Origin of the sequence: Nonomuraea sp. NPDC049480 (assembly GCF_044465905.1) — a bacterium.
Lineage (GTDB): Bacteria > Actinomycetota > Actinomycetes > Streptosporangiales > Streptosporangiaceae > Nonomuraea.
In genome coordinates, this window is sequence record NZ_JBITMD010000013.1 from 194,711 (window position 1) to 218,953 (window position 24,243).

Here is a 24,243-nt window from a genome sequence, read left to right on the forward strand (position 1 = left end):
GCGGACACGACGCGGCGATCACCATGGTGGCGGTTCAGGCCTCTTCGTCCAGGAGCGCGAGCAGCAGCCCCTGCTCGTTCTCGGAGACGTAGCCGGCGTAGTAGTCGTAGAGATTGCGCCGCGAGATGCGTGATGCCGCCAGGCCGTCCCCTGCCCGGATCGCCTCGAGCACCTCCTGGTGGTGGTGGAGCGACTCCCGCATGAGCGCCGTGCTGTTGAGCGCATGGGCGACCTTGTCCGAGATCAGCGAGAGGACGGCGCCCCGGACCACCTGGTTGCAGACCTCGATGAGGGAGTTGCGGCTGGCCCGGGCCACCACCTCATGGAATGCGACGTCTGCCTTGCTGAACTCCTCGTACCCCGCCTCGATCGCGTCCGACATGGCGGCAATCGTCCGTTCCATGGAGGACAGCTCCTCCTGGGACCGCAGCCGAGCCGCCAGCAAGCTCGCCGACCCGTCGAGAATCATGCGGAACGAGATCAACTCGGCCATCGACATGGTGTCGAACCGGACGAGCCGGGTCATCTCCTTCGTCAGGCCGGCCGACGAGAACGGCAGGATCTCCGGGCCGTTCGGGTCACCCGGGCGCGAGCGGACGAGGCCGTTGCTCTCCAGCACGCGCAAGGCCTCCCGGACTGTGGGCCGGCTCGCCCCGAACTGCGTCACCAGCTCTCGCTCGCTCGGCAGCCGTTGACCGGGCTTCAGATCACCTCGCGCGATCGCCTGCTCGATCTGCTCCACAATGCGCTGGTAGAGCCGTACCGGCGTGACCTGCCGGAATTGTGCCCCGTCACTCATGGCTTCTTCCCCTCGAGTGTGGTCCATGTCGTCTTCTCCCCGGTGGGCGCTCCGGGGGCGCTGTCCGGCCAGCGCGGGACCGCATCGGCAGGCCGGTTCCGTTCGTACCACGCCGCCGCCCTCAAGACGCCGAGATCGTCGAAGCGGCGGCCCGCGATCTGCACCCCGACGGGCCGGCGGTCCGCCGTAAAACCGCAGTTGACGGTGGCCGCAGGCTGCCCCGACATGTTGTACGGCGCGGTGAAGCCGATGTGGGACATGGTCTTCCCGTCCCCCATGAACGGCATCGGCTGTTCAGCGGGAAACGCCGCCACCGGAGCCACCGGCGAGAGCACCAGATCGTACGGGACGGTCGCCGCCACGGTCTGCGCCTGGATGCGCATGATCTGCTGGTAGCACTGGAGTACCCTCGTGCCCGGCAGGTCCGCGCCCCCCTGGCACCATTGGATGATGTAGGGATGGACGCGCAGCCTGGCCTCGGGCGCCAGCTCGCGGAAGTCGTTCCAGGACCGCACCCGCCAGAACAGATCCAGGTCGTCCAGGAGATCTTGGCTCATGAACGGCTCGACCGGCTCCACGACGGCTCCCGCCGCCTCGAAGACCGCGGCGGCACGGTTCACCGCGGCGAGGATCTCGGCGTCGCACGGCTCCCCGCAGCCGGCGTCCAGGTGCACTCCCACCCGCAGTCCGCGTACATCCCCGTCCAGCGCCGGCCAGTCGATGTCCTGCGGCGGCAGGCTCGACCAGTCCCGGGGATCCGGTCTGCTCAGGACACGCATGAACAGGGCCGCGTCCGCCACGGTGCGCGTCATGGGACCGGCGTTGCGCCCCAGGTACGGGGTGTCCAGCGGGATCCTCCCGTAGCTGGGCTTGAGCGTGGCGAGGCCCAGCCAGGTGCCCGGCAGCCGGATCGATCCCCCGATGTCGGTGCCGACGTGGAGCGGGCCGTATCCCCCGGCGGCCGCGGCCCCCGCACCGGAACTGGAACCGCCCGTGGTCCAGGCGGCGTTCCAGGGGCTGCGCGAAATGCCGTGCCGGCTGGAGACCCCCGAGGAGAGCATGCCCCAGTCCGGCATCACGGTCGACCCGAGTATCACCCCACCGGATTCGACGACCCGCGCGGTGATGGGCGCGTCCACCTCGGGGATGACCGGCTCGACCCCCGCGTTGCCCGAGGGCATGGGGACGCCCTTGCGGGCGATGTTCTCCTTCAGCGTCACGGGCACGCCGTCGACGGGCCCGAGCGGTTCCCCCGCCGCCCATCGGGCCTCGCTGGCCAGGGCCGCCTTGCGGGACTCGTCCGGATCCCGCGCCCAGAACACGTTGAGCACACTCTCGCGCGCCTCGATCACCGACTGGACGGCGTCGTGGACCTGGACCGGCGACAAGGTGCGGTCAGCGAATCCGGCCACCATCTCGACGGCGGGCATGGAGGCCAGGCCGTGTTCCGTGTGCACCCGCACTCTCCTTCGGTCGGATAGGTGAAGCATTCGAACCCTTGACAAGGACGGCTTCAGTCGCCACGGTACCTGCAAGTGAGCTTACTGGTCAGGCCAGTCATAGCGGAAGGTGGCGTCCATGACGCGGGACACCAAGGTCGTGCGGCTCGCCGTCATACCGGGCGACGGAATCGGCACTGAGGTCGTCGCGGCGGCCGTGCCCACGCTCCAGATCCCGTCGCGCCGTCGAGCGGGGCGCGCACCTTTCGAGATGCCAGGCACCGCACGGCCGACCTCGGCGGCAACGCCACCACAGCGGACGTGACATCCCCCGTCCTGAACACGATGGAAGCCAGGGGTAGAACAGATGAGATACAACAAGCAGCTGACGCGGCACACCGGGACGGTCGCGGCCACGCTCGCATGCCTGCTGCTGACAGCGTGCTCGGCCGGGTCCACGGCGGCCGGGAACAACACCGGCAGCACCGGTGGCACCGCCGGCGACACCCTGAGCATCGGCCTCATCGCCGAGCCGGCCAACCTCGACTTCACCAAAACCGAAGGTGCCGCCATTCCGCAGGCCCTGCTCTACAACGTCTACGAGAACCTGGTGAAGCTGGACCAGGCCGGGGAGATACAGCCCGATCTGGCCACGTCGTGGAAACTGTCCGATGACCGCAAGACGTACACGTTTCAGCTGGTGAAGGACGCGAAGTTCAGTAATGGCGCACCGTTCACGGCCGAGGACGCCAAGTTCTCCATCGAACGCGTCAAGTCCGACTGGACGATAGCGCTGAAGTCCCGGATGGACCCCGTCGACACGGTGCAGGCGGTGTCGCCCACCGAACTGAAGGTCACCCTGAAGGAGCCGAGCAACAACTGGCTGTACGGGATGACCACCCGCGTCGGCGCGATGTTCAGCCGGACCGGCGTGAGCAAGCTGGCCACCGAGCCGGTGGGCACCGGCCCGTACACGTTGCAGAAGTGGACCCGCGGCGACTCGATCACGCTGGCCCGCAATGACGGCTACCGGGGGAGCAAACCGCACTTCGCGTCGGTCACCCTCAAGTACTTCAAGGACCCGACGGCCATGCACAACGCGCTGCTCACGGGCACCATCAACGTGATCGGCAACATGCAGCCCCCGGATGCTCTGGACCGGTTCCAGAACAACCCGAAGTACACGGTCACCGAGGGCTCGACCAACGGCGAGGTGGTCCTCTCCTTCAACAACGGCTCGGGCCCCATGAAGAATCCGAAGGTCCGCCAGGCGGTCCGCCACGCCATCGACCACAAAGCCCTGGTGGACACCTGCTGGGCAGGCCGCGGCAAGCTCATCGGCAGCATGGTCCCGCCGACCGACCCGTGGTACCAGGACCTCACCAACGAGTATCCGTACGACCGCAACAAGGCCAAGACGCTCCTCGACGAGTCCGGCGAAGCCGGCAAGACGCTGCGGCTGAGGCTTCCGACGCTGCCTTATGCCACCGCGTGCGGCACCGTGGTCAAGAGCCAGCTCGAACAGGCCGGGTTCAAGGTAGACCTCGACCAGCTGGAGTTCCCCGCCGCCTGGCTGACCACCGTGTTCAAGAACGCCGACTACGACATGTCCATCATCTCCCACGTGGAGCCCCGCGACATCCAGACGGTGTTCGGGAACAAGACCTACTACACCCGCTACGACAACCCTGAATTCCGCGCGTTGCTGAAGAAGGCGGACGAGGGTACCCAGGAGGAGCAGATCACCTCCATGCAGGAGGCCGCCCGGCTCCTGTCCAAGGACGCCGCGGCCGACTGGCTGTTCCTGCTGCCGAACCTGATGGTGGCGGAAAAGGGCATCACCGGCCTGCCCGTGAACTACATCTCCGAGTCAATGGATATCACCGGCGTGGGCAGGTCATGAGAGGCGGCCTCAAGCGATGATCGTCCGTCTGGTGCAGCGGACCGCGATCCTCCTGGCCAGCCTTGTCGTGAGCTCCGTGATGGTGTTCGCGTTCATGGCGGTGCTGCCAGGGGATCCGGCCCGCGTCGCCCTCGGCGTCAACGCGTCGGACACGGCGGTGGCGCAACTACGCGAGGAGTTCGGGCTCAACCGGCCGCTCGTGGCCCAGTACCTCAGCTGGATACAGGGACTGGTGACCTTCGACCCGGGGAACTCCTACGTCTCACACACGGCGATCGGCCCGCAGATCGCCGACCGCCTCCAGGTCACCCTGTGGCTCGTCGGCACCTCGACGGTGGTCGCCTGCATCCTGGCGGTCCCCATGGGCATGCTCATGGCCATGCGGCACCGCAGGCCGTCCGGGCTCATTCTCTCCGCCCTGTCCCAAGTCGGCGTGGCCGTCCCGGCTTTCCTCGCGGGCATCCTCCTGATCACCGTGTTCGCGGTGGAGCTCGGGTGGCTGCCGGCGAACGGCTGGACACCCCCGGCGCAGGATCCGGTCCTGTTCCTCAAACAGCTGGTGCTGCCCGCGTTGTCCCTCGGAGTGGTGCAGGCGGCAGTGCTCACCCGCTATGTCCGCAGCGCCGTGCTCGACGTCCTCCGGGAGGACTATCTGCGCACCGCTCGCGCCAAAGGACTTCGCCCGGCGCAGGCGCTGCTGCGGCACGGCCTGCGGAACGCGGCGGTGCCCGTGGTCACCGTCATGGCGTTGCAGCTCGCCACGCTGCTGGTGGGCGCCGTCGTCATCGAACGGGTCTTCGTCATCCCCGGGCTCGGGAGCCTGCTGCTGGACAGCGTCGCCAACCGGGACCTCATCATGGTGCAGGACGTGGTCATGATCATCGCAATGGCGGTGCTGCTGGTGAATTTCCTGGTGGACGTGATCTATCTGATGATCGACCCGCGGCTCAGGGCGGGTGCGTCATGAGTGCTCCGGACACGGAAGCCGCCGTCGCGTCCGCGGTGCCCGACGGCCGCCGGCGGCGCCGGCGGATGACGGGCAGCCTCCTGGCGGGCGGTCTCATCGTCTCGGTCGTGCTCGGCATGGCGCTGCTGTCCTTCGTGTGGACCCCGCACGACCCGACCCTGGTGAACCCCTCGGCGCGGCTGCAGAAGCCGTCGCTGGAGTACTGGTTCGGCACGGACAAATTCGGCCGCGACGTGTTCAGCCAGATCCTGGTGGGCTCGCGCACCACGCTGTTCGTCGGCTTCGTGGCGGTGGGGGTCGCCGCCCTGGTCGGAGTGCCCCTCGGCATCGTCGCCGGCATGGCCCCCCGCTGGTTCGGCGAGTTCCTGATGCGCGGCAACGACCTGATTCTCGCCTTCCCGGCGCTCCTGCTGACCATCATGTTCGCCGCCGTGTACGGCGCCAGCACGCTGGTCGCGATGGTCGCCATCGGCATCGCGTCCATCCCCCATTTCGCCCGGCTGACCCGCAGCGGCACGCTGCAGGTCATGAAGACCGAATACGTCATCGCGGCGCGCGCGGCGGGCCGCAGGCCGTTCTCGATCGGCCTGCGGCATGTCCTGCCCAACATCAGCAGTCTCGCCATCGTGCAGGCGTCGGTCGGTTTCGCCATCGCCGTACTCGCCGAAGCCGCGCTGTCCTTCCTGGGCTTCGGAACCCCGCCTCCCATACCGTCCTGGGGCCGGATGCTGCAGGAGAGCCAGGAGATGTTGTGGTCCGCCCCCCGGCTCGCCGTGTTCCCGGGCATCGCGATCGCGGTGGCGGTGCTCGGATTCAACCTGCTCGGTGACGGCCTGCGCGACCGTTTCGACCCCAAGCTGGAGGACCGCCGATGACCGCGGCACCTGACACGGCACCGGCCTCCGGGCCGGACGACGTCCTGGCCGTGCGGAAACTGGACGTCGCGACAGGCGGTCTCAAGCTCGTCGAAGACGTCGACTTCACCATCCGGGCGGGCGAGCGGGTCGGCCTGATCGGCGAATCGGGGTCGGGCAAGTCGCTGACCGCGCTGAGCGTCATGGGGCTGCTCCCTGAGGGGCTGCGGGCCACGGGTTCGGTGCGGCTCGCCGGAGTCGACCACGACCTGGTGGGTGCCGACGAGGCGCGGATGTCCCGGGTGCGGGGCAAGGAGATCGCCATGGTCTTCCAGGAGCCCATGACCGCTCTGAACCCCACGATGAGGGTCGGGCGGCAGATCGCCGAGGTGTTGCTGGTCCACCGGACCAGGCCCGACCGCGCGTCCGCTCGAGCCGCCGCCGTGGAACTGCTCGCCCAGGTGGGGCTTCCCGATCCCGCGGCCGCCGCCCAGGCGTACCCGCACCAGTTCTCCGGAGGCCAGCGGCAGCGGGTGGTGCTGGCCATCGCCCTCGCGAACGACCCCGCGCTCCTGGTCTGCGACGAACCCACCACCGCGCTCGACGTCACGGTACAGGCGCGGGTGCTCGACCTGATCGTGCGGGGCGTCCAGGACCGCAGGTCGGCCATGCTCTTCATCACCCACGACCTGGCCGTGGTGGCCACCGTCTGCGAGCGGGTCATGGTCATGTACGGCGGGCGGCTGGTGGAGTCCGGCCCGGTCCGGGAGGTGTTCACGCGCCCCCGGCACCGCTACACCCAGGGCCTGATCGGCGCGTCCGATCTGACCGTGGTCGACGACCGCGGCCGGCTCGCCACGATCGCCGGGTCGGTTCCGCCGGCGGGCCGGTTCCCCGCCGGATGCGTCTTCAGAAACAGGTGCGCTCAGGCGACCGACGTGTGCGCCACCAGGCCGGAATGGGTCCCGACCGGGCCTGACTCCGGCTACGCCTGCTTCCACCCGGTACCCGAGAGCGGCGCACGCGGGACCGGCATCCCCATGGACCAGGAGGCCGGCCGTGGCTGAGCAGCCGACCAGCGCCCCTCTCGCACCCGAGTCGCAGACCGGCTCCGTGGACGCCATCAGCGTCCGCGACGTCACGCGCGACTACCGGCGGCCTCGTACCTCGCTGCGCCGCCCCAGCCCGCCGGTGCACGCCCTGCGCGGCGTCAGCTTCGCCATCCCCCAGGGGCAACGGTTCGGCATCGTGGGCGAGTCGGGGTGCGGCAAGTCGACCCTGCTGCGCATCCTGGCCGGGCTCGACCGCCCCACCAGCGGCAGCGTCGCGATCGACGGCCGGGACATCACCGGGCTCCGGGAGAGACGACTCCGGTTCGTCCGCGAGCGGCTCCAACTCGTGTTCCAGGACCCGATGAGTTCGCTGGACCCGCGCATGCGCGTCGGCGACATCGTGGCCGAGCCGCTCGTCGCGCAGGGGCACGGGAACCGCAAGGAGCGGGTGGCCGAGCTGCTCGAGGCCGTCGGCCTGCGAGCCGACGCGGCGGACCGGTATCCGCACCAGTTCTCCGGCGGCCAGCGGCAGCGCATCTCGATCGCGCGCGCCCTCGCCCCCCGTCCGAAGATCATCGTGGCCGACGAGCCGGTGAGCGCCCTGGACGTGTCCGTACGGGCCCAAGTGCTCAACCTCATCGCCGACCTCGTCGACGAGTTGTCCCTCACCCTGGTCTTCGTCTCCCACGACCTGTCCGTGGTCCGTCATGTGTGCGACCGGGTAGCGGTCATGCATGACGGGAAGATCGTGGAGATGGGATCCACGGAGCAGGTGTACGAGGAACCGCAACATTCCTATACACGCAGGCTCATCGCCGCCGTTCCGACTCTGGGCAAGGCACTGTCCGGAGTGTCGGCGGCCGACCTCAACCGGGAGTACGAACCGTGACCACCCACGTCGAACCCGCCGGCGGTGACAGCCCCGTGGTGAGGGAGTTTCCCGAGGGTCTTCCCATCGGCGACACCTGGGTGGAGGCACCCGCCACCGAGGACGTCCGCTTCCCCTACGACGGGACGCTCGTCGCGCGGGCGCCGGTCGGGGACACCGGCCTCGCACGCCGTGCGGTGGACGCGGCCGTCGCGGTCCGCGAGCGGGTCGGCCGGCTCCCCTCGCACACACGCAGGGCGGCGCTGCTCGCCACGCACGAGGCGGTCGCCTCCCGGCGCGCGGACTTCGAGCGGCTCCTGGTCCTGGAGACCGGAAAGCCGCTGGTCGACTGCCGTGTCGAGGTGGAACGCACCCTGCTGACCCTGCTGACGGCGGCCGAGGAGGTCGCCCGGCTGCACGGGGAGACGGTGCCGCTGGACCTGCTGCCGTCGGGTGAGGGGCTGCTCGGCTTCTGGACCCGCAAGCCGATCGGCGTGGTGGTCGGCATCGCGGGCTTCAACTACCCGCTGCTGCTCGCCGCGCACAAGATCGCGCCATCGCTGGCCGCCGGCTGCCCGGTCATCGCCAAGCCCGCCCCGCAGACGCCGCTGGCCACCCTCTGGCTGGTGCACCTCCTGCGCGAGGCCCTTCGGTCCGCCGGCGCACCGCAAGCCGCGGTGCAACTGGTGACCGGAGGCCCCGAGGTGGGCGCCGCTCTGACCGCCGACCGCCGGATCGGGGCGGTGTCCTTCACCGGTTCCGCCGCCGTGGGCCACCAGATCGCCCGGGACGCCGCACCCACCAAGGTGCTGCTCGAACTCGGCTCCAACGCCGCCTTGGTGGTAGCCGCCGACGCCGACCTCGACGCCGCCGCCGACGCGGTGGTGCGCGGCGGGTACTACGCGTCGGGCCAGGCGTGCATCAGCGTGCAGCGGGTCATCGTGGTGGACGCCGTGCGGAAGGAGTTCGTGGCCCGCTTGACGGAGCGAGTGGCCCAGGTGGTCGTGGGCGATCCCCGCGATCCGGCGACGAGAGTCTCGGCACTCATCGACAAGCGGTCGACCGAGCGGGTGTGCGCGTGGCTGGAAGCGGCGGTGGACGCGGGGGCGTCGCTGGCGGCCGGAGGCGGGGTCACCGACGGGGTGATCGAGCCCGCCGTGCTGCTCGACGTGGACCGCGGCCTCGCCGTCTGGGACGAGGAAGTCTTCGGCCCCGTGGTCGCGGTACGGTCCGTCCCCGATCTGGAGACGGCCTTCGACCTGGTCAACGACTCGCGCTACGGACTGCACGCGAGCGTCTACACCAGCGCCCTCGACACGGCGTTCGCCGCTCTCGACCGCCTGGAGGTGGGGGGAGTGGTCGTCAATGAGGTTCCCGGCTTCCGTTCCGACGTCATGCCGTACGGCGGCGTGAAGGACTCCGGGGCCGGACGGGAGGGCCCGAGGTTCGCCATCGAAGAGCTCACCGTAACCCGTATGGCAGTGATCCGTCCGACTACAACGAAGCCGTGAGGACCATGCAAGCAGAGGACCGCACCGATGCAGTGGAGGCGTACTCCCGCCTGTTCAGGCTCGACGGCCGCAGGGCTGTCGTGGTGGGGGCGGGCAGCGGAATCGGCCGCGAGAGCGCCCTGGCCCTCGCCGCGCACGGCGCCACGGTGGTGTGCGCCGACCATGACCTGACGGCGGCCACGGCGTCGGCGTCGATGGGGCCGGGCCTTTCGGCGTACGCCCTCGACGTGCTCGACGGCGAGGCGGTCGCGCGTGCCGCCGAGGAGCTCGGACCCGTCGACGTGCTCGTCTTCACCGCCGCCACGAACGTGCGCAAACGCCTGCTCGACTACACGGCGGAGGAATTCGAGCGCGTCGTGGCGCTCAACCTGCGCGCGTCCTTCGACCTGGTGCGGGCGTTCGGCCGTGGCATGGCCGAACGCGGCAGGGGAAGCATCATAGGCTTCAGCTCGATCCGCGCGGTGGCCGTCGAGCCGGGACAGGGAGTGTACGCGGCCACGAAGGCCGGCCTCGTCCAGCTGCTGCGTACCGCGGCGGCCGAGCTGGGCCCGTCGGGCGTGCGGGTGAACACCATCGCCCCGGGCATCGTGGACACCCCGCTGACCGCACAGATCAAGGCAGTGCCGGAATGGTCGGAGGCCTATGCGACCAAGAGCGCCCTGGGCCGCTGGTCCCGGGCCGAGGAGCTGGCCGGCGCCGTCGTCTACCTCGCGTCGGACGCGTCATCCTTCGTCACGGGGAGCCAGCTCTTCGTGGACGGAGGCTGGACGGCGATCGACGGACGCTTCACGCCGCCCAACTGACCGGACGTCGCGCGGGCCCTTGCCCACTTGTGCCTTTCCCCGGCCCATCTGACCGTCAGGCAGGGCTGTGCCGCGCTGTGGGCTGCCGCCGGGCCGGTCAGGACTGGTGTGGTACACCGCGCAGCAGCCGCTCCATCACCTGGTCGGCCCGGCCCCGGGCAGCGGCCAGATGACACAGCCGGTGCGCGTCGAAGGTGCTGACCGGCCGGGCCAGATGCAGGTTGAGCTCCAGTCCCTCCGCGGCGCCCAGCGCCTGAATGAGGGCGATGCGGGCCGGCGCCTGATCGCCCCACCAGCCGGCCATGGCCTCGGCGGCCGTCGGGCCGGGAACCCGGCCTTCCTCCGGGGCGAGCTCGAAACCGCGCCAGACGATCTGCACATTTTCCCGGTCGGTGACCTGCTCCAGTGCCGCACTCATGCGTCTCTTGCCGATGTAGCACCACGGGCACAGCACATCGGCGTAAATCTCGACCTTCATGAACGTCCTGGGTAAGAGTGACATTTGGCTGCGGCTGTTCGCTTCGGCCCCGCACGGCGTCCCCGCCAGGTGGCTCATCCTGCAACCTCAACCGCAGTTGAGATCAAGGGCTCCTGCACTGACTTTTCCGCGGCAGGGGACTCCTCTGTCATCGTGCTGCACCAGCCGTGCCGGCGGATCTCCTCTGTCAGCCGAGGATCGCCAGGTCCAGAGGCCGCGTCCGGCGCCAGGGGGCGCCATATACACATTCGCAATACATGAGCGTGCCTCACAACACTGCGTGAAGGCGTCTTTCTACATGTTCCACGATCATGTGATGCCGCCTAATTGATCGGGCGCAGGCGACCGAATCCGAATCGGTCCCGGCATTACCTGATCAACTACCGGAAAGGCACGAGTGACATGCGTAAAGTCACATTCCTCATGACCCTGGCCACGATCGCCATCGGCGCGCAGTTAGCCCTGGCACTTCCCTCGCACGCGGACACCCGCGTCGAGAACCCCACGGGCCACATCAGTGTGTCCGCGAACCCGGGCAAGGTCAACAACATCACGATCACTCCGCTGGACCCCGCCGATCCCGGCGCCGACGTCATCATCAGAGACTCCGGCGACGTGGTCAAGCCGGGCCGCAACTGCGTGGTCCACGGCAACGGCGTGCGCTGCAATGGTGTCGTCCAGTACATCCAGATCTCTTTGGGGGACATGGATGACTTCGTCACCAACCTCAGCACCATCCCCGTCCGGGTGACCGGCGGAGAGGGGAACGACCACGTCAACGGCGGCGCCGGCGACACCCAGTTCCGCGGCGGGCCCGGTGCCGACACGCTCAACGGGGGCAAGGGCGACGACGTCATGCAGGCCGAGATCCTCGCCGACGGCAAGGACACCTTCATCGGCAGGGGCGGCGTGGACTCCGTCGACTACACCTCGCGCATCGGCAAGCTGTCCGTGACACTGGACGGGAGCGCCAACGACGGCCTGGCCGGCGAGGGCGACAACATCGCCGCCGACGTGGAGGACATCTTCGGCGGCAAGGCGGACGACACCCTGACCGCCGTCGCCGATGCCGTGGTCCACCGGATCGACGGCCGCGCCGGCAGCGACACCTGCGCCGGCGGGGCCGAGGACGTCGAGATCTCCTGCGAGTTCTGATCCGAGCGCACGGCCGCCCTTGCCGGTCCGGACAGGGGCGGCCATGCCGGCCTGGGCGTACGCGAACCTGCAGAACCGCTACGTCGCCGAACGCAGGTTCGCCGAGGCGGACAAGTACACCGACGAGGGGCTCGCGTACTGCGGCGACAACGACATGACCTCCTACCAGAGCTGCCTGCGCCTCAGCCGGGCGGCCTGGGGAACAGCGCACGCCGGCGGCGGGCTTAGGGGCGCGCCTAACGGACGTGTGCGGGGGAAGGGCGTCGGTTATGGCATCGCTTCCAGGAGTGCCCGAGTCGTACTGGGTTGAGTCGACGGCCGCGACGTCGTTCCCGTCGCTTTCGCAGGACATCGCCGCCGATGTTGCCGTTGTCGGTGGCGGGATCGCCGGGTTGTGTGCGGCCTGGGAGTTGTCGCAGACCGGCCGCTCGGTCGTGGTGCTGGAGGCAGACCGGATCGCCGCCGCCGTCACCGGTTACACCACCGCCAAGCTGTCCGCTCAGCACACGCTCATCTACGACCGGTTGCGCAAGTCTCATGGGGAGCAGGCCGCCTGGCTGTATGCGAGTTCGCAGCAAGACGCGGTCGAGCACGTGTTCGCCACCGCGGCCGATCTCGATATCGACTGCGACCTGGAGCGCCTGCCCGCCTACACCTATGTCGAGCCCGGCGAGCAGACCGAGCAGATCACCGCCGAGGTGGACGCGGCCCGGCAGGCCGGCCTGCCCGCCTCGTTGGTGACCGAGACGGGTCTGCCCTTCGACGTCGCGGCCGCCGTCCGGGTGGAGAACCAGGCGCAGTTCCATCCCCGCAAATATCTGCTCGCCCTGGTCCGGCAGATCACCCGCAGCGGCGCCCGGGTGTATGAGCGCACCCGGGTGATGGGGCTGGAGGAAGGCGAGCCGTGCCGGCTGGCGTGCGAGAACGGCACCACGGTCACCGCCGCTGATGTGGTGGTGGCCACGCACTACCCGGTGTTCGACCGGGCGCTGCTGTTCGCCCGTCTGCAGCCGCGGCGTGAACTCGTGGTGGCGGCTCCCATCCCAGCTGAACAGGACCCTGGCGGTATCTACATCACTACGCAGCACAACACTCGGTCGATCCGCACCACCCCCTACCGCGATGGGCGGCGCCTGCTCATCATCACCGGTGAGATCGCCTCCCCAGGCTCCGGCGACGCAGGCGAACGATTCCACCGGCTCGCGGCCTGGACCCGCGAACACTTCACCGGTGTGAACATCAGCCACCGATGGGCGGCCCAAGACAACGCCACCACCGACCACCTGCCGTATGTGGGGCACTTCCACCCCGGAGCCGAACACGTCTACGTCTCCGCGGGATTCAGCGGCTGGGGCATGAGCAACGGCGTCATGTCCGGCAAACTCCTGGCCGCCCTCATCACCGGCCAGGACCTGCCGTGGGCCAAGCTGTACGACCCCCGGCGGCTCCACCCCCTGCGTGAGGCCGGCCCCATCGTGAAACTCCAGGCCAAGGTCGCACGCCACTTCATCGGAGATCGCCTGCGCTCCACCCACGCCGATTCGGTGGCCGACATCCTCCCGGGGGCAGGTGCCGTGGTCCGCATCGGCGGGCAACGTTGCGCCGTCTACCGCGACACGGCCGGCGCCGTTCACGCGGTCTCCGCCACCTGCACCCATCTCGGCTGCATCGTGGCCTTCAACCAGGCCGAACAGACCTGGGAATGCCCCTGTCACGGATCCCGCTTCGCCACCGACGGAGCGGTTCTGCACGGCCCGGCCACCCGGCCACTGGAACCGATCGACCAGGACGAACCGACGTGAGCTTCCTCCTGCTCCACGGGATCAGGCCGCCCGTCAGTTGACGATCCGAATCTCGGCGGTGAGGGCTCGGCTGGTTAGCTCGTCGAGCTTCCGGGTAGGCGCAATCTCGTACAGAGATGTTCGAGTTATGTGACGGAGGTCGGCATGTCGGAGCGGACCGCGATCGTGATCGGTGGTGGGATCGGCGGGCTCGCCGCGGCGGCAGGGCTGTGCCGTGCCGGGTGGCGAGTCACCGTCTTCGAGCAGGCGCCGCGGTTCGCGCCGGTCGGGGCGGGGATCGCCCTTGCTCCGAACGCGGTCCGGGCGCTGGACTGGCTCGGGGTCGGTGACGCCCTGCGGGAGTGCAGCGTGGCCACCGGCGCCGCCGGGGTACGCACACCCTCCGGGCGGTGGCTGCTGCGTACCACCGTCGAACAGCTCACCGCCCGCCACGGCGTTCCCGCGTACGTGCTGCACCGGGCCGACCTGCACCGGATGCTCGCCGAGGCGTCCGCGCGAGCGGACCTGCGCACCGGGCACCGGGTCACCGGCGTGGGAGGCGGGGAGGTGCGGTTCGTCGCGGACGGGCGGTCCGGGACGGCCTGGGCCGATCTGGTGGTGGCCGCCGACGGGGTGCACAGCCTCACGCGCCGGGTGCTGTTCCCCGGCCATCCTGGTCCGGCGTACGCCGGGGAGATCACCTGGCGCGGCCTCGCCCCGGCGGACGCGGCCCCCGCCGGCCTGCCCGGAGCGTTTCAGACCTTGGGGCGCGGCCAGGGGTTCGGGGCGCTGCCGCTGGCGGACGGCCGGGTGTACTGGTTCGCCGACCGCACCGCCCCGGAAGGTGCCCACACCGGCGACGACCTGGCCGCCGTGGCCGCCCGGTTCGCCGGCTGGCACGATCCCGTTCCGGCCCTGCTGGCCGCCACCCCACCGGATGCGCTGCTGCGCCACGACATCTACCACCTGGCCACGCCCCTGCCCAGCTACGTCGCCGGGCGGGTCGCGCTGCTCGGCGACGCCGCCCACGCCATGACGCCCGCCCTCGGCCAGGGCGCCTGCCAGGCCCTCGAGGACGCGGTCGTGCTCACCGCGCTCGCCGCCGGCTCGGCGGACCTGGCCACCGCGCTGGCCGCCTACGACCGTGCCCGCCGGAGGCGTACCCAGGGGCTGGTCCGCGCCTCGGCCAGAGCGGGCCGCCTCCTCAACCCCGGGAACGCGCTGGCCGCCCAGGTGCGTGACGTGGTGACGTGGGCGCTGCCCACCGCCGCGTTCCTGCGCGCGACCAGCGGCACTTTCGGCTGGCAGACGCCCGCCCGGCCCCACCTGACGAGCCCGACCGGCTCCACCCCTTGACGGAGACGCCGGAGCGCCCACGTCGCGCCGCCCGGGCGGCTCTGGCCGCGACCGCCCCGCTCAAGTGAGTACTTCGCACCCGTGCCTGACTGTCCCGCGTGCGATTTGAGTGAGTTGAGAGGCGTTTGTGCGCAAATTGGCCAACGACCGATATGTCGCCCTGCCGTAAAGATTCCTCCAAGCCCAGGTCAAGTCATGCGTGCCGCTCTGCAAGCGACGAACTTGCCCGCGAAATGGCGGATCCCTTGCCGGAAGCGGGGTTCCGGAGCCGCCTGGAGGGGCGAACTCGGCGACTGCCGGTTTGTCCACTTGTCAGTATTTTGGTTGATGCATTATGTTGTGCACCATACGTCCGGTTTATCTGGTCGTTACTTTGACCTCGCATACATCACAGGTCTGTCTGTGACCGCTGAATCCGCCTGTGGGCGGAACCGGGGACCCAGTCGTTTCACTTGGGGTGAATTGGCACCGAGGTGCCATAGGGCAGCTTCCATGTCCGAACCCGTCAGCTAACCCGGTAAGCGGTATGGAAGCAAGGAGAACTCCCTACCGATGGCCGCCCATCGTCTTACCCCTGCCCCGAAGACCGGCATCGCCCGAACGGCCACTCCCGGCATCCTGGCCAAGTACGCTGCCGCCGCGCTGCTGGCCGTGACCACCGCCGTAGCCGGTGTGTCCGTCGCCGGTCCCGCGCACGCCGACAATGACAAGCTCGTCTACGGCCAGGACGTCTCCAACTATCAGCCGGCGCACGACTGGGCCGCCAGTGACGCCAAGTACGGCATCGTCAAGGCGACCGAGGGCACCTCTTTCATCGACCGCGCTTTCGTTCGTCATTGGGATGAAATGGCCCGGCTGAACATCGTCCGTGGCGTCTACCACTACGGTCACCCGGGCAACGACCCCGTCGCCGAGGCCGACTTCTTCCTCTCCGTCGTCGACAAGCAGCCGGGCAAGACCGGTGACCTCCTGGTCCTGGACCTGGAGACCACCGACGGCAAGTCCGTGGCCGAGGTCAACGCCTGGGCCAGGAAGTGGCTGGAGCGGGTGAAGGACAAGACCGGCATCACCCCGCTGTTCTACTCCGGCTGGAACTTCGCCGGCACCTACGGTCAAGGCCTCGGCCAGTATCCGCTGTGGGTTGCCCACTACAGCAAGGCAAGAGGCGCGGTCACGCCGCCCGCACCGTGGAAGACGTGGACCATCCACCAGTACACCGACAGCCCGGTGGACCAGAACGTCACGTCTGTGAGCCTGGACCAGCTCCGCGCCTTGGGCCGCAAGTAACGGAGTCCCTGGTCGCGCGGCACGCTCGTGCGTGCCGCGCGCCGCCCCCCAGTGCTGCGTACGCATTGCGCCCGACCGGTCTTCTCAAAAGTTCCGTCATCCGGGAATACCCCTAGGGGGTATGGATGCTTGAGGGGGCGTCAGGCCTGCTGGAGCGGGATTCCGGACAGGCGCTCGTCTTCTTCAAGGAGACTGCAATGAGAAAGCTGCCATTGGCGATCTGGGCGATGGTCGTCGGAGCGTTCGCGATGGGCGCCGACGAGTTCATCGTCGCGGGAGTCGTCCGCGAGATCGCCCAAGCACTCGATGTCACGATCGGTGCCGTCGGCGCCTTAGAGAGCGTGTACGCCCTCGGCGTCGCGATCGGCGCCCCCGTGTTCACCGCGCTGGGCACCAGGTTCGGCAGGCGGTCGATGCTCCTGACCACCACCGGGGTGTTCCTGCTGGGCAATCTGCTGTCCGCACTCGGACCGGCGTACGGGACAATCATGGCCGGCCGGATCGTGTCGGCCATGGCCCACGGGGCGTTCCTCGGCATCGCCGCCGTGTACGCCGCCGAGCTGGTCGAACCCTCACGCAAGGGACGCGCGGTGGCCATCGTCTTCTCCGGGCTGACCGCCTCCACGATCCTCGGCGCGCCGATCGGGGCCGCGGTCGGCCAGGCGCTCGGCTGGCGGTTCACGTTCTGGACCCTCGTGGTCTTCGGCGGGATCGCGCTTCTGGGCCTGCTGGCCTCGCTCGGCCGTGCCGCTCCCGCGACGCACGCTCACCACGACCACGCCGCTGAGGCTCACGAGGGGCATCACGGGCCAGGTCACGGCACTCAGAACGCCGCACAGCACGGCGGGGACCACGGTCCGCAGCATGGTGCGGAGTTCGAAGGGCTCGACGCCCACGCGCTGGCCCACCTGGGCGGCGGCGGACAGGGGCCGACCATGCGGGAGCAGCTGGCCGCGCTACGCCGCCCCGCCGTCTGGGGCGCGCTCCTGACCACGATGCTCGGCTACGGAGGCGTCTTCACCAGCTACGTCTACCTTGCTCCGCAGATCACCGAGGTGACCGGGTTTGAAGCGGGATGGGTGACGCCGCTGCTCCTGCTGTTCGGGATCGGCCTGTTCGCCGGCAACCACCTCGGCGGCAAGCTCGCCGACCGGGCCGTCATGCCTTCCGTGATCGGTACCGTCGCCGCTCTGGCGGTCACCTTGTTCGCGATGACGCCGGCCATCGAGAGCAAGCCGGCGACTGTCGCCATGATGCTGGTCTTCGGCACCGCAGCCTTCGCCGTGGTCGCCCCGCTACAACTGCGGGTCATGACCGCGGCGGGCCACGCACCCGACGTGGCGTCAGCCGCGAACATCTCCGCTTTCACGCTGGGCAGCGCCATCGGCATCTACCTGGGCGGCGAAGCGATCGACGGCGGTCTCGGCCTGAGCTCGGTCAATTGGGTCGGCGGCCTGCTCACCACGGCCGGGCTGGCGACCGCTCTGGCCACGTGGGCGCTGCTGGACAGGCGCCGGCAGCCTGATCACCACGATCACCAGGCACCGGTCACGACCACGCACCACCACCACTGAAGGCACGACACGAAGGATCTCCCCGCGCACGGCTGCGGGGAGATCCGCCGTCCTGCCCATCACCCGGGAGCGCGGCTCTTCAGCGCAGCGACTGGGCGAAGTGGAACAGGCCCGCGGGGTCGTAGGCGGCCTTGACTTCCCGCAGCCGCGGCAGGTTGCTCCCGTAGTACGCCTGCGCCCAGTTCTCCAGGTCGGCGTCGGGGTAGTTGGGGTAGACCGCGCCTGAGGCCCACGGCGACACCTGTTCCCACGACCGGCACAACCAGGCGTGCGCGTCCCGTCTGCGGCTGTCAGTGGCGCGGAATCCGACCTGGACGGCCTGCTTGAGCAGGAAGCGCGGGGCGCGGTGGACGAAGGCACTCGCGTCGGGGGCGACACGGGCGATGGCACCCGCCCAGGGCACGAATTCCAGATCCCGGATCTCGCCGTACACACGGTCGGCGGCCAGCCGTCCCAGCAGGTCCTCGATGGCCGCCCGGGGCAGGTGCCCGTCGAAGAAGCCCGACTTGTTCAGCCGCAGCCCGGGCCGCTCGCCGTACGGCAGCTCCGTGACGGCGCCCGACCCGCCGTCGGCGTAGGCGTGGTGACAGGCGGCCGCGGCGCCCTCCAGGCGGGTGAGCCGGAGGCGGTCCAGCGGCACGAGGTCGCCGACCAGCTTCCTGGCCTGCTCGTCCGGGCCGGCGACGATGCCGAAGAGCACGGCGTAGGGCGGTTCTTCCGGCAGGTCGCCGGAGATGACCGCGATTTCCAGGTTGACCTCGTCCGGCGCCTCGGGCGCCCATTGCTGCCATGCGTCGACGAGATCGGCGGCGCGGCCGAAGTCGCAGATGGCCTGGACGGCGGTGAGCGGCACGATGGGCCGGGTGCGCAGCGTCATCCGCGTGACCACGCCGAAGTTTCCGCCGCCGGCTCCGCGCAGCGCCCACAGCAGGTCCTCTCCCGCCTCGACGCGCCGCCCGTCGGCCAGGATCACACGCGCCGCCAGCAGATGGTCGGCGCCGAGCCCGTACAGGCGGCTGAACACGCCGTATCCGCCGCCCAGGACCGCTCCGGCCACGCCGACCGAGGGGCACCAGCCGCAGGGCACCATACGCCCGCTTTCGGCCAGGCGCCGCGCCAGCTCGCCGATCAGCACACCGGGGCCCACCCGCACGCTCTCCGCGCCGACCTCGATCTCCTTCATCGCGCTGAGGTCGACGAGCAGCCCGGTCGTGGAGGAGTGCTCGGCGAAGCTGTGGCCACCGCCACGCAGGGCGAACGGCATGCCGCGGGCACGGACGAGCTCCAGAACGCTCATCACGTCCGCTTCCGAGGCGCAACAGGCCACGGCCGCGGGCAGTTCCTCGGTGAGCGTGCCGAGGAAGGCCTTGCGCCGGGCCTGGTAGCCCGGCTCGCCGGGATGGATCATGCGCGGGCCGGTCATCGGCGGGCGGGCTTCCCGGTCTGCAACGCGTACAGCTCGGCGTAGCGCCCCTGCAGTGCCAGCAGTTCGTCGTGCGTGCCCTCCTCGGCGATGCGCCCCTGGTGCAGCAGGTAGATGCGGTCGGCGTGCCGTACGCTGGTCAGCCGGTGCGTGATGAGCAGGATGGTCCGTTCCCCCGCGATCTTGCGGAGCGTTTCGTAGACGGCGTACTCCGCCTTGGCGTCCAGCGGTGCGGTCGGCTCGTCCCAGATCAGCAGGGACCCGTCGCGGAATAGCCCGCGGGCCACGGCCAGGCGTTGCCACTGCCCTGCCGACAGTTCGTGACCGCCCCTGAAGTGTTTGGACAGCAGGGTGTGCCATCCGGCGGGCATGCCGGCGATGACATCGTCGGCCGCGGCGAGCGAGGCGGCCTCGCGCAGGACGTGGTCTCCCGGGTCCGGGCGGTCGTGGCGGCCCATGCGGACGTTGGTCCTCGCGTCGTGCGGCCAGCGGACGGGGTGCTGCGGAACCAGGACCACCCGGTCGGCCAGGGTGTACGGGTCCAGGTCGGCGCTGTCGAGCCCGTCCCACCGCACCGTGCCGGCGGTGGGCGCGTAGAGCCCGGCCAGGAGCCTGGCCAGCGTGGTCTTGCCGGATCCGTTCTCGCCGACCAGCGCGATCGTCTGGCCGGCGTGGATGGTCAGGTCGATCTCGCGCAGCGCGGGGCTCCGGCTGCCGGGATAGGTGAAGCCGACGCCGTGCAGGGTGATGCGTCCGGGAGAGCGCGGTGCCGTCGTACCTCCCGCCGGTCGCTTCCTGACGTCGGCGTCGGCGAGGAAGTCGTGGTAGTCGGCAACGTACAGGGACTGTTCGAACAGGTGGTTGGCGGCTTGGGCGAGCTGTCTCAGCGCCGCGGCCGCCACCCTGACGGCGATCACCGCGGTGCCCGCCCCGGCCAGCGCGATCCAGCCGGCGTGCAGCATCAGCCCGAGTACGGTCAGCACCCCGGCCATGGTGAGGCCGGCCACCGCGCGGCCCGCGGTTCTGACCCGTGCCATGGACAGCCCGACCTGCGTCTCCTTCTCCTTCAGCACGTCCGCCACCTGGCGGTATTCGGCCAGCACGTACGGCTCGGCCTGGCAGGCCCGCAACTCGCCGGCCGGCTCCCGCTCGGTGGCCAGCTCGGAGAGCATCTGCACCCGGCGGTTCAGCGTGACCATGCTTCTCATGCCCGCGTATCCGGCCTGAGCGGCCTTCAACACCGCCCAGGCCTCCGGGATCACGCCGGCCACGAGCAGCGGCACCAGCAGCGGGTGCAGGACGGCCAGCCCGGCCGCCGCGGCCGTCACCCCGCAGGTGGCGCCGAGCAGGTCGATGGTGTTGCCCACCGCGCGGTCGAGGTGGAACAGCCCGCGGTCACGTGCCCGGTGCAGGCCGTCGTAGAAGTCAGCGTCGTCGAAGTCGGCCAGCTGCACGTCCAGGGCGGCGGCGAACAGCCGCTCCTCAGCCGCCCGCCGCAGCGCGGGCTCCAGCCGCGCTCTGGCCAGCTCCACTGCCGCTTCGGCCGCCCCGCGCAGCGCCAGGATCGCGGCGACCAAGGCCAGGCTGGGCACCGCGGCCAGGAGCCGATCGGGCGCCGCTCCCGCGGCGAGCAGCTCGTCCAGCACGGCCGCCGTCGCCAGCAGTCCGCTGGCCGTCGCGGCGCCCGCGGCGAGCTGAAGGACGAGGATGGTGAGCGCGGGCCGGCGCCCGCACTGCCAGATGAGCCGCAGCACCGGGATGGTGATCGCCGACAGTTGCCACGGCGTGCGCCGAGCACCGTCCGGCCGGTCCAGGTGCCAGTACGGAGTGACGACGAGCTCCTCCTCCACGTGCTCCTTCACCGTGCTCACTCCAGGTCCGGGAGCAGGACGGAGGACAGCGTGCACTCAGGGTGCATGCGGAGCAGCTGGTAGGCCACCCCGCCCAGGCCGGGCAGCAGGCCCGGTGTGAAGGCGTCCCTGGCCAGGCCGCTGATCGGGCCGTTGACCTCCAGGCTGCCCAGGATGTGGGCGTCCAGCCGCGCCCGGTCCACCGGCGCGACCCCGGCCGCTCGAGCCTGCTCGATCGCCTCCCAGCATCCGAGATCGCCGTGGCAGAGCGTGTGGTTCCAGCCGATGCCGTCGGACCAGCAGGAGGCGGCGGCGCGCGCCAGCTTGTCGCGCCATCGGGTGCCGCCCTCGCGGGCCAGCCGGTCGGCGGCGACGATCCCGATCCCGCCCGCGCCGTGGCACCATGCCTTGGCGGTGAAGCCGTCGTTGCGCAGATCCAGCCAGCCGCGCTGGTCCGGGTCGTAGAGGGTGTCCTCATAGGCGAACGCCGCCTCGGCGAGCTCCCGCATGCCCTCGGGGCCACCGGGGGATTCCGCCAGCCGCGCCAGCGCCCAGCCGATGCCGGTGGCGCCATGAGCCAGCCCGCCGAGCCCCTGGGGGAAGCGCGGGCTGGGCCAGCAGACCCCTCCGGAACGGCGCTCCGCCAGCCCTGCGAGGCGTGCTCCGATCGATCGGGCCAGTTCGGCCCACCGCGCTTCCCCGGTCTCCTGGCTCAGCCGCAGAAGAGGGACGATCGCCCCCGCCATCCCGGAGAGCAGGTCGTAGCTGTCGTCGGCCTCGATCGACTCCGGGAGCAGCTCGGCCAGCGCGCGGGCGCGCGTCAGCGCCTCCTCTCCGGCCACGCCGAAGGCGCGCAGCAGCAGCCAGCCCCACACCTGCGAGGCGATCCCGAGGTAGGCGCCGGGGGGCTCCGGCCGGATCCGTATGCCCTCCCGCCGCCTGGCGGCGTCGCGGTCCTCCGAAACGCGGATGGTGCGCAGGACGGCCTCCAGGAGTCCGGGCAGTTCCTGGATCTGCTCGGCCCTGCCGCCCGCGGCCTCCTGGGTGTAGGCGCTCAGCAGGATCGCCACGCCGTGGGCTCCGCCGTACACGTCGAGCGACAGCGGCTGTACGGCCCAGCCGGTGAGGTTGAGCACGGGCGTGATCCAGGTGACCGAGCCGTCCGGGCCGCGCACGACGCTGTCCAGCACGGCGCGCAGGATGCCGGCCGCGGCCGCGCGCCGCCGGGGCTCCAAACGGTCGGTGCGAACGAGGCCGGGCGAGAGCCGATCGAGGTCCGGCATCCAGCCCTCGTTGAGGTAGGCGCTGACCAGGGCCGCCTGCGCCACCCCGCGGTCCAGGCCGTGGTCGCGCGCCCGCCAGCGGGCCACGGCGTCGGCGATCAGATCGTTTTCCGGGCCGCACCTGGTGTCGGCGGGGCCGCGCAGCATGCCGACGCGCGGGGTGGTGTCGAACATCGGGATGTCACCATGGCACAGCTCGTCCACCTCGGCGGCGATGATGACGGGGTCGCCGGGAGCGCCCGGCACGTTCTCCGACATCTTGGCCAGCAGCCTGGCGGCCTTCGCGCGGGCGGGCGCCTCGTCATGGAGCGCGGCGGGATGCCAGAGCATGCGGCCCAGCTCGGCGTACGCCTCGGTGGCGCGCAGCACCGCGCGGACCGGGCAGTCGGCGAAGGCCGCCAGCAGCGGCTCCAGCTTGCCCGACCGGTCCAGTTCGGTCAGGCGGTCGTCGAGCTCGTCGAATCCGGCGATGATCAGGTCCCAGTACTGGCCGAGCACCGGCTCGGGGCTGGGATGGTTGGCCGCCGGGGGCAACTCCACCCGTTCGGTGCCCATCCGGGGGCTGTCGGTGCCCGCGCCGAGCACCACCGGCAGTTCGATCTGCGGCTGCTGTCCGGGCAGCGCGCCCGTCGCGGACATGTCCACACCCCGCCAGCCCAGGGCCACCCCTCGTCCCGGGAGCAGCCCGGTGCGCATCACCGAGGTGTTCACCAGCTCCACCGCCAGGTCGAAGGCCTGGCCGTACCCGGAGGGACGCGCCTTGGCGTGCGGGGTGAACAGGCTCTCACAGTCGACGACCACGGGGTGCGGCCCGCTGGCGATGAGGTTCTCGGCATGCAGGTCGCTCCCGCCGAGCAGGCGCATGAGCGCCAGCCAGTGGCCCATGCCGCGGTAGAACGCGCGCAGCTCTCCGGCGTCGGCGCAGTGGCGGTGCTCGATGTGCTCGGCCCAGCCGTACCCCTGCCTGGTCACGACGGCGGGCACGCGCATGGTGGAGTCGCCGAGGTGGGTGAGCAGGTCGGCGAGCGCCGCGTCCACCGCCAGTGAACGTGGCTTGTAGATGACCCGGCCGTCTTCGCCGTGCAGCACCGCGACCGTCTGCCCGCCCCGGTGGCTGTCGCCGGCGCCGAACTCGACGCGTTCGAGCTCACCTGACGGTGCTCCTGGCAGGGTGGCCAGCACTGAGCGGTCCTCGGCGAAGCGTTCGGCCAAGCGGTTGGCGGCCTCGCATCGATGGCGTATGACCGTCGTGAGCCTGCCCATCATGCCGGGGTACGGCACCGCCAAGTCGTGCCAGAACGCCGGTTTAGCCACACTTTGCTTCCATTCGTCCCATCGTGCGGCGGAGTCGGCGGCGGTCAGGCGTCCGGACAGGCGGGCGGCGTTCAACTCCAGCACCAGCACCCTGGTGATCTTGCGGCGGATCTCCTCCTCGAGGGACAGCGCGGCGCCCGCCAGGATGGCACCGCGCTCGGCCGGGGCAAGGCCGGTGAGCGACCCGAGCCGGGCCTCCAGGTCGGCCAGAGCCGGTCCGATCAGCGGGTCCAGTGGAGGGTCGAACTCACCGGCCATGCGCTCCGCCCCGCTCAGCAGCACTGATAGGTTCTGGAGCCCGAGCAGGCGGTCCCGCATCTGCCGGAGCCACCGGGCCCGGTCATGGTGATCTCGGACTCGGCATACATGCCGGGCAGCAGCGGGCCGACCGGACTGTCCGAATCGTCGCCCGTCCTCCAGGCGGCGATGATCTCCTCGGCCCTTTCGAGGGTGATGGTCATGCTTGCTCCCTTCTCTAGCTTGACGCCATGATCCATTACGAGAACAACGGCCGATAGACGCCATAACTGCGCACTTGACACAACA

At 70.3% G+C, this 24,243-nt stretch carries 20 protein-coding genes and 1 riboswitch; of the genes, 13 read left to right on the forward strand and 7 right to left on the reverse strand.

Annotated elements, in window-relative coordinates; genetic code table 11:
• Window positions 1-34 precede the first annotated feature (34 nt).
• Together ACIBX3_RS33550 and ACIBX3_RS33555 are read right to left on the reverse strand one after the other, a co-directional pair.
• Entirely contained in the window at window positions 35-799 is a 765-nt protein-coding gene (locus ACIBX3_RS33550) for a FadR/GntR family transcriptional regulator (protein WP_397124068.1), read from the reverse strand.
• The gene (locus ACIBX3_RS33555) at window positions 796-2,256 is read right to left on the reverse strand and encodes an amidase (RefSeq protein WP_397124070.1); all 1,461 of its coding nucleotides are present in this window, start codon (window positions 2,254-2,256) and stop codon (window positions 796-798) included. The genes ACIBX3_RS33550 and ACIBX3_RS33555 overlap by 4 nt, the downstream gene beginning before the upstream one ends.
• Window positions 2,257-2,605: 349 nt before the next feature.
• Here ACIBX3_RS33555 and ACIBX3_RS33560 point away from each other — a divergent pair, with 349 nt between their 5' ends.
• Genes ACIBX3_RS33560 through ACIBX3_RS33590 form a run of 7 tightly spaced genes read left to right on the forward strand, consistent with a single transcriptional unit; the run spans window position 2,606 to window position 10,196 of the window.
• Complete coding sequence (locus ACIBX3_RS33560) at window positions 2,606-4,141, forward strand: ABC transporter substrate-binding protein (protein ID WP_397124072.1); 1,536 nt, start codon at window positions 2,606-2,608, stop codon at window positions 4,139-4,141.
• 16 nt (window positions 4,142-4,157) lie between these two features.
• Window positions 4,158-5,108, forward strand: coding sequence for an ABC transporter permease (locus ACIBX3_RS33565; RefSeq protein WP_397124074.1), 951 nt, complete (start codon window positions 4,158-4,160; stop codon window positions 5,106-5,108).
• Window positions 5,105-5,983 (forward strand): ABC transporter permease, encoded by an 879-nt coding sequence (locus ACIBX3_RS33570; protein ID WP_397124076.1) that lies wholly within the window; start codon window positions 5,105-5,107, stop codon window positions 5,981-5,983. Before ACIBX3_RS33565 ends, ACIBX3_RS33570 begins: the two co-directional genes overlap by 4 nt.
• Window positions 5,980-7,029 carry an ABC transporter ATP-binding protein gene (locus ACIBX3_RS33575; RefSeq protein WP_397124078.1) on the forward strand — a complete coding sequence of 350 codons (1,050 nt, stop codon included), beginning with the start codon at window positions 5,980-5,982 and terminating at the stop codon, window positions 7,027-7,029. Before ACIBX3_RS33570 ends, ACIBX3_RS33575 begins: the two co-directional genes overlap by 4 nt.
• Window positions 7,022-7,903 carry an ATP-binding cassette domain-containing protein gene (locus tag ACIBX3_RS33580; protein ID WP_397124080.1) on the forward strand — a complete coding sequence of 294 codons (882 nt, stop codon included), beginning with the start codon at window positions 7,022-7,024 and terminating at the stop codon, window positions 7,901-7,903. Before ACIBX3_RS33575 ends, ACIBX3_RS33580 begins: the two co-directional genes overlap by 8 nt.
• On the forward strand, window positions 7,900-9,393 hold the full coding sequence (locus ACIBX3_RS33585) for an aldehyde dehydrogenase family protein (protein ID WP_397124082.1): 1,494 nt from the start codon (window positions 7,900-7,902) through the stop codon (window positions 9,391-9,393). Before ACIBX3_RS33580 ends, ACIBX3_RS33585 begins: the two co-directional genes overlap by 4 nt.
• A 5-nt stretch (window positions 9,394-9,398) precedes the next feature.
• The gene (locus ACIBX3_RS33590; protein WP_397124276.1) at window positions 9,399-10,196 is read left to right on the forward strand and encodes an SDR family NAD(P)-dependent oxidoreductase; all 798 of its coding nucleotides are present in this window, start codon (window positions 9,399-9,401) and stop codon (window positions 10,194-10,196) included.
• 97 nt (window positions 10,197-10,293) lie between these two features.
• On the opposite strand, the gene ACIBX3_RS33595 is transcribed toward ACIBX3_RS33590, so the two are convergent.
• Window positions 10,294-10,674 (reverse strand): DsbA family protein, encoded by a 381-nt coding sequence (locus tag ACIBX3_RS33595; RefSeq protein WP_397124084.1) that lies wholly within the window; start codon window positions 10,672-10,674, stop codon window positions 10,294-10,296.
• A 402-nt stretch (window positions 10,675-11,076) separates the two neighbouring features.
• On the opposite strand from ACIBX3_RS33595, the gene ACIBX3_RS33600 reads away from it, so the two are divergent.
• The 6 genes from ACIBX3_RS33600 (at window position 11,077) to ACIBX3_RS33625 (ending at window position 17,827) form a co-directional block, all read left to right on the forward strand.
• Window positions 11,077-11,829 carry a hypothetical protein gene (locus tag ACIBX3_RS33600; protein WP_397124086.1) on the forward strand — a complete coding sequence of 251 codons (753 nt, stop codon included), beginning with the start codon at window positions 11,077-11,079 and terminating at the stop codon, window positions 11,827-11,829.
• Window positions 11,830-11,872: 43 nt separating this feature from the next.
• The gene (locus tag ACIBX3_RS33605) at window positions 11,873-12,139 is read left to right on the forward strand and encodes a hypothetical protein (protein WP_397124088.1); all 267 of its coding nucleotides are present in this window, start codon (window positions 11,873-11,875) and stop codon (window positions 12,137-12,139) included.
• The gene (locus tag ACIBX3_RS33610) at window positions 12,099-13,631 is read left to right on the forward strand and encodes an FAD-dependent oxidoreductase (protein WP_397124090.1); all 1,533 of its coding nucleotides are present in this window, start codon (window positions 12,099-12,101) and stop codon (window positions 13,629-13,631) included. Before ACIBX3_RS33605 ends, ACIBX3_RS33610 begins: the two co-directional genes overlap by 41 nt.
• Before the next feature lie 144 nt (window positions 13,632-13,775).
• Window positions 13,776-14,966, forward strand: a complete 1,191-nt coding sequence (locus tag ACIBX3_RS33615) for an FAD-dependent monooxygenase (protein ID WP_397124092.1) — start codon at window positions 13,776-13,778, stop codon at window positions 14,964-14,966.
• Window positions 14,967-15,363: 397 nt separating this feature from the next.
• Window positions 15,364-15,505, forward strand: a riboswitch (cyclic di-AMP (ydaO/yuaA leader).
• Window positions 15,506-15,518: 13 nt separating this feature from the next.
• Window positions 15,519-16,253: a glycoside hydrolase family 25 protein gene (locus ACIBX3_RS33620; RefSeq protein WP_397124094.1), complete on the forward strand. Its 735-nt coding sequence runs from the start codon at window positions 15,519-15,521 to the stop codon at window positions 16,251-16,253.
• A gap of 197 nt (window positions 16,254-16,450) precedes the next feature.
• Entirely contained in the window at window positions 16,451-17,827 is a 1,377-nt protein-coding gene (locus ACIBX3_RS33625; protein ID WP_397124096.1) for an MFS transporter, read from the forward strand.
• Window positions 17,828-17,906: 79 nt separating this feature from the next.
• On the opposite strand, the gene ACIBX3_RS33630 is transcribed toward ACIBX3_RS33625, so the two are convergent.
• The 4 genes from ACIBX3_RS33630 to ACIBX3_RS33645 are packed head-to-tail and all read right to left on the reverse strand — an operon-like array spanning window position 17,907 to window position 24,158.
• Window positions 17,907-19,250 carry an FAD-binding oxidoreductase gene (locus ACIBX3_RS33630; protein ID WP_397124098.1) on the reverse strand — a complete coding sequence of 448 codons (1,344 nt, stop codon included), beginning with the start codon at window positions 19,248-19,250 and terminating at the stop codon, window positions 17,907-17,909.
• The gene (locus tag ACIBX3_RS33635; protein ID WP_397124100.1) at window positions 19,247-21,112 is read right to left on the reverse strand and encodes an ABC transporter ATP-binding protein; all 1,866 of its coding nucleotides are present in this window, start codon (window positions 21,110-21,112) and stop codon (window positions 19,247-19,249) included. Before ACIBX3_RS33635 ends, ACIBX3_RS33630 begins: the two co-directional genes overlap by 4 nt.
• 5 nt (window positions 21,113-21,117) lie before the next feature.
• Window positions 21,118-23,979 (reverse strand): type 2 lanthipeptide synthetase LanM family protein, encoded by a 2,862-nt coding sequence (locus ACIBX3_RS33640; protein WP_397124102.1) that lies wholly within the window; start codon window positions 23,977-23,979, stop codon window positions 21,118-21,120.
• Complete coding sequence (locus ACIBX3_RS33645) at window positions 23,970-24,158, reverse strand: DUF6229 family protein (protein WP_397124104.1); 189 nt, start codon at window positions 24,156-24,158, stop codon at window positions 23,970-23,972. The genes ACIBX3_RS33640 and ACIBX3_RS33645 overlap by 10 nt, the downstream gene beginning before the upstream one ends.
• Window positions 24,159-24,243: the final 85 nt, after the last annotated feature.

Excerpts from the sequence above, each read along its gene's own strand:
- ACIBX3_RS33550 (WP_397124068.1), bottom strand. The coding sequence starts at position 799 with ATGAGTGACGGGGCACAATTCCGGCAGGTCACGCCGGTACGGCTCTAC.
- ACIBX3_RS33560 (WP_397124072.1), top strand. The coding sequence starts at position 2,606 with ATGAGATACAACAAGCAGCTGACGCGGCACACCGGGACGGTCGCGGCC.
- ACIBX3_RS33565 (WP_397124074.1), top strand. The coding sequence starts at position 4,158 with ATGATCGTCCGTCTGGTGCAGCGGACCGCGATCCTCCTGGCCAGCCTT.
- ACIBX3_RS33570 (WP_397124076.1), top strand. The coding sequence starts at position 5,105 with ATGAGTGCTCCGGACACGGAAGCCGCCGTCGCGTCCGCGGTGCCCGAC.
- ACIBX3_RS33575 (WP_397124078.1), top strand. The coding sequence starts at position 5,980 with ATGACCGCGGCACCTGACACGGCACCGGCCTCCGGGCCGGACGACGTC.
- ACIBX3_RS33590 (WP_397124276.1), top strand. The coding sequence starts at position 9,399 with ATGCAAGCAGAGGACCGCACCGATGCAGTGGAGGCGTACTCCCGCCTG.
- ACIBX3_RS33595 (WP_397124084.1), bottom strand. The coding sequence starts at position 10,674 with ATGAAGGTCGAGATTTACGCCGATGTGCTGTGCCCGTGGTGCTACATC.
- ACIBX3_RS33600 (WP_397124086.1), top strand. The coding sequence starts at position 11,077 with ATGCGTAAAGTCACATTCCTCATGACCCTGGCCACGATCGCCATCGGC.
- ACIBX3_RS33605 (WP_397124088.1), top strand. The coding sequence starts at position 11,873 with ATGCCGGCCTGGGCGTACGCGAACCTGCAGAACCGCTACGTCGCCGAA.
- ACIBX3_RS33610 (WP_397124090.1), top strand. The coding sequence starts at position 12,099 with ATGGCATCGCTTCCAGGAGTGCCCGAGTCGTACTGGGTTGAGTCGACG.
- ACIBX3_RS33615 (WP_397124092.1), top strand. The coding sequence starts at position 13,776 with ATGTCGGAGCGGACCGCGATCGTGATCGGTGGTGGGATCGGCGGGCTC.
- ACIBX3_RS33620 (WP_397124094.1), top strand. The coding sequence starts at position 15,519 with ATGGCCGCCCATCGTCTTACCCCTGCCCCGAAGACCGGCATCGCCCGA.
- ACIBX3_RS33625 (WP_397124096.1), top strand. The coding sequence starts at position 16,451 with ATGAGAAAGCTGCCATTGGCGATCTGGGCGATGGTCGTCGGAGCGTTC.
- ACIBX3_RS33630 (WP_397124098.1), bottom strand. The coding sequence starts at position 19,250 with ATGACCGGCCCGCGCATGATCCATCCCGGCGAGCCGGGCTACCAGGCC.
- ACIBX3_RS33645 (WP_397124104.1), bottom strand. The coding sequence starts at position 24,158 with ATGACCATCACCCTCGAAAGGGCCGAGGAGATCATCGCCGCCTGGAGG.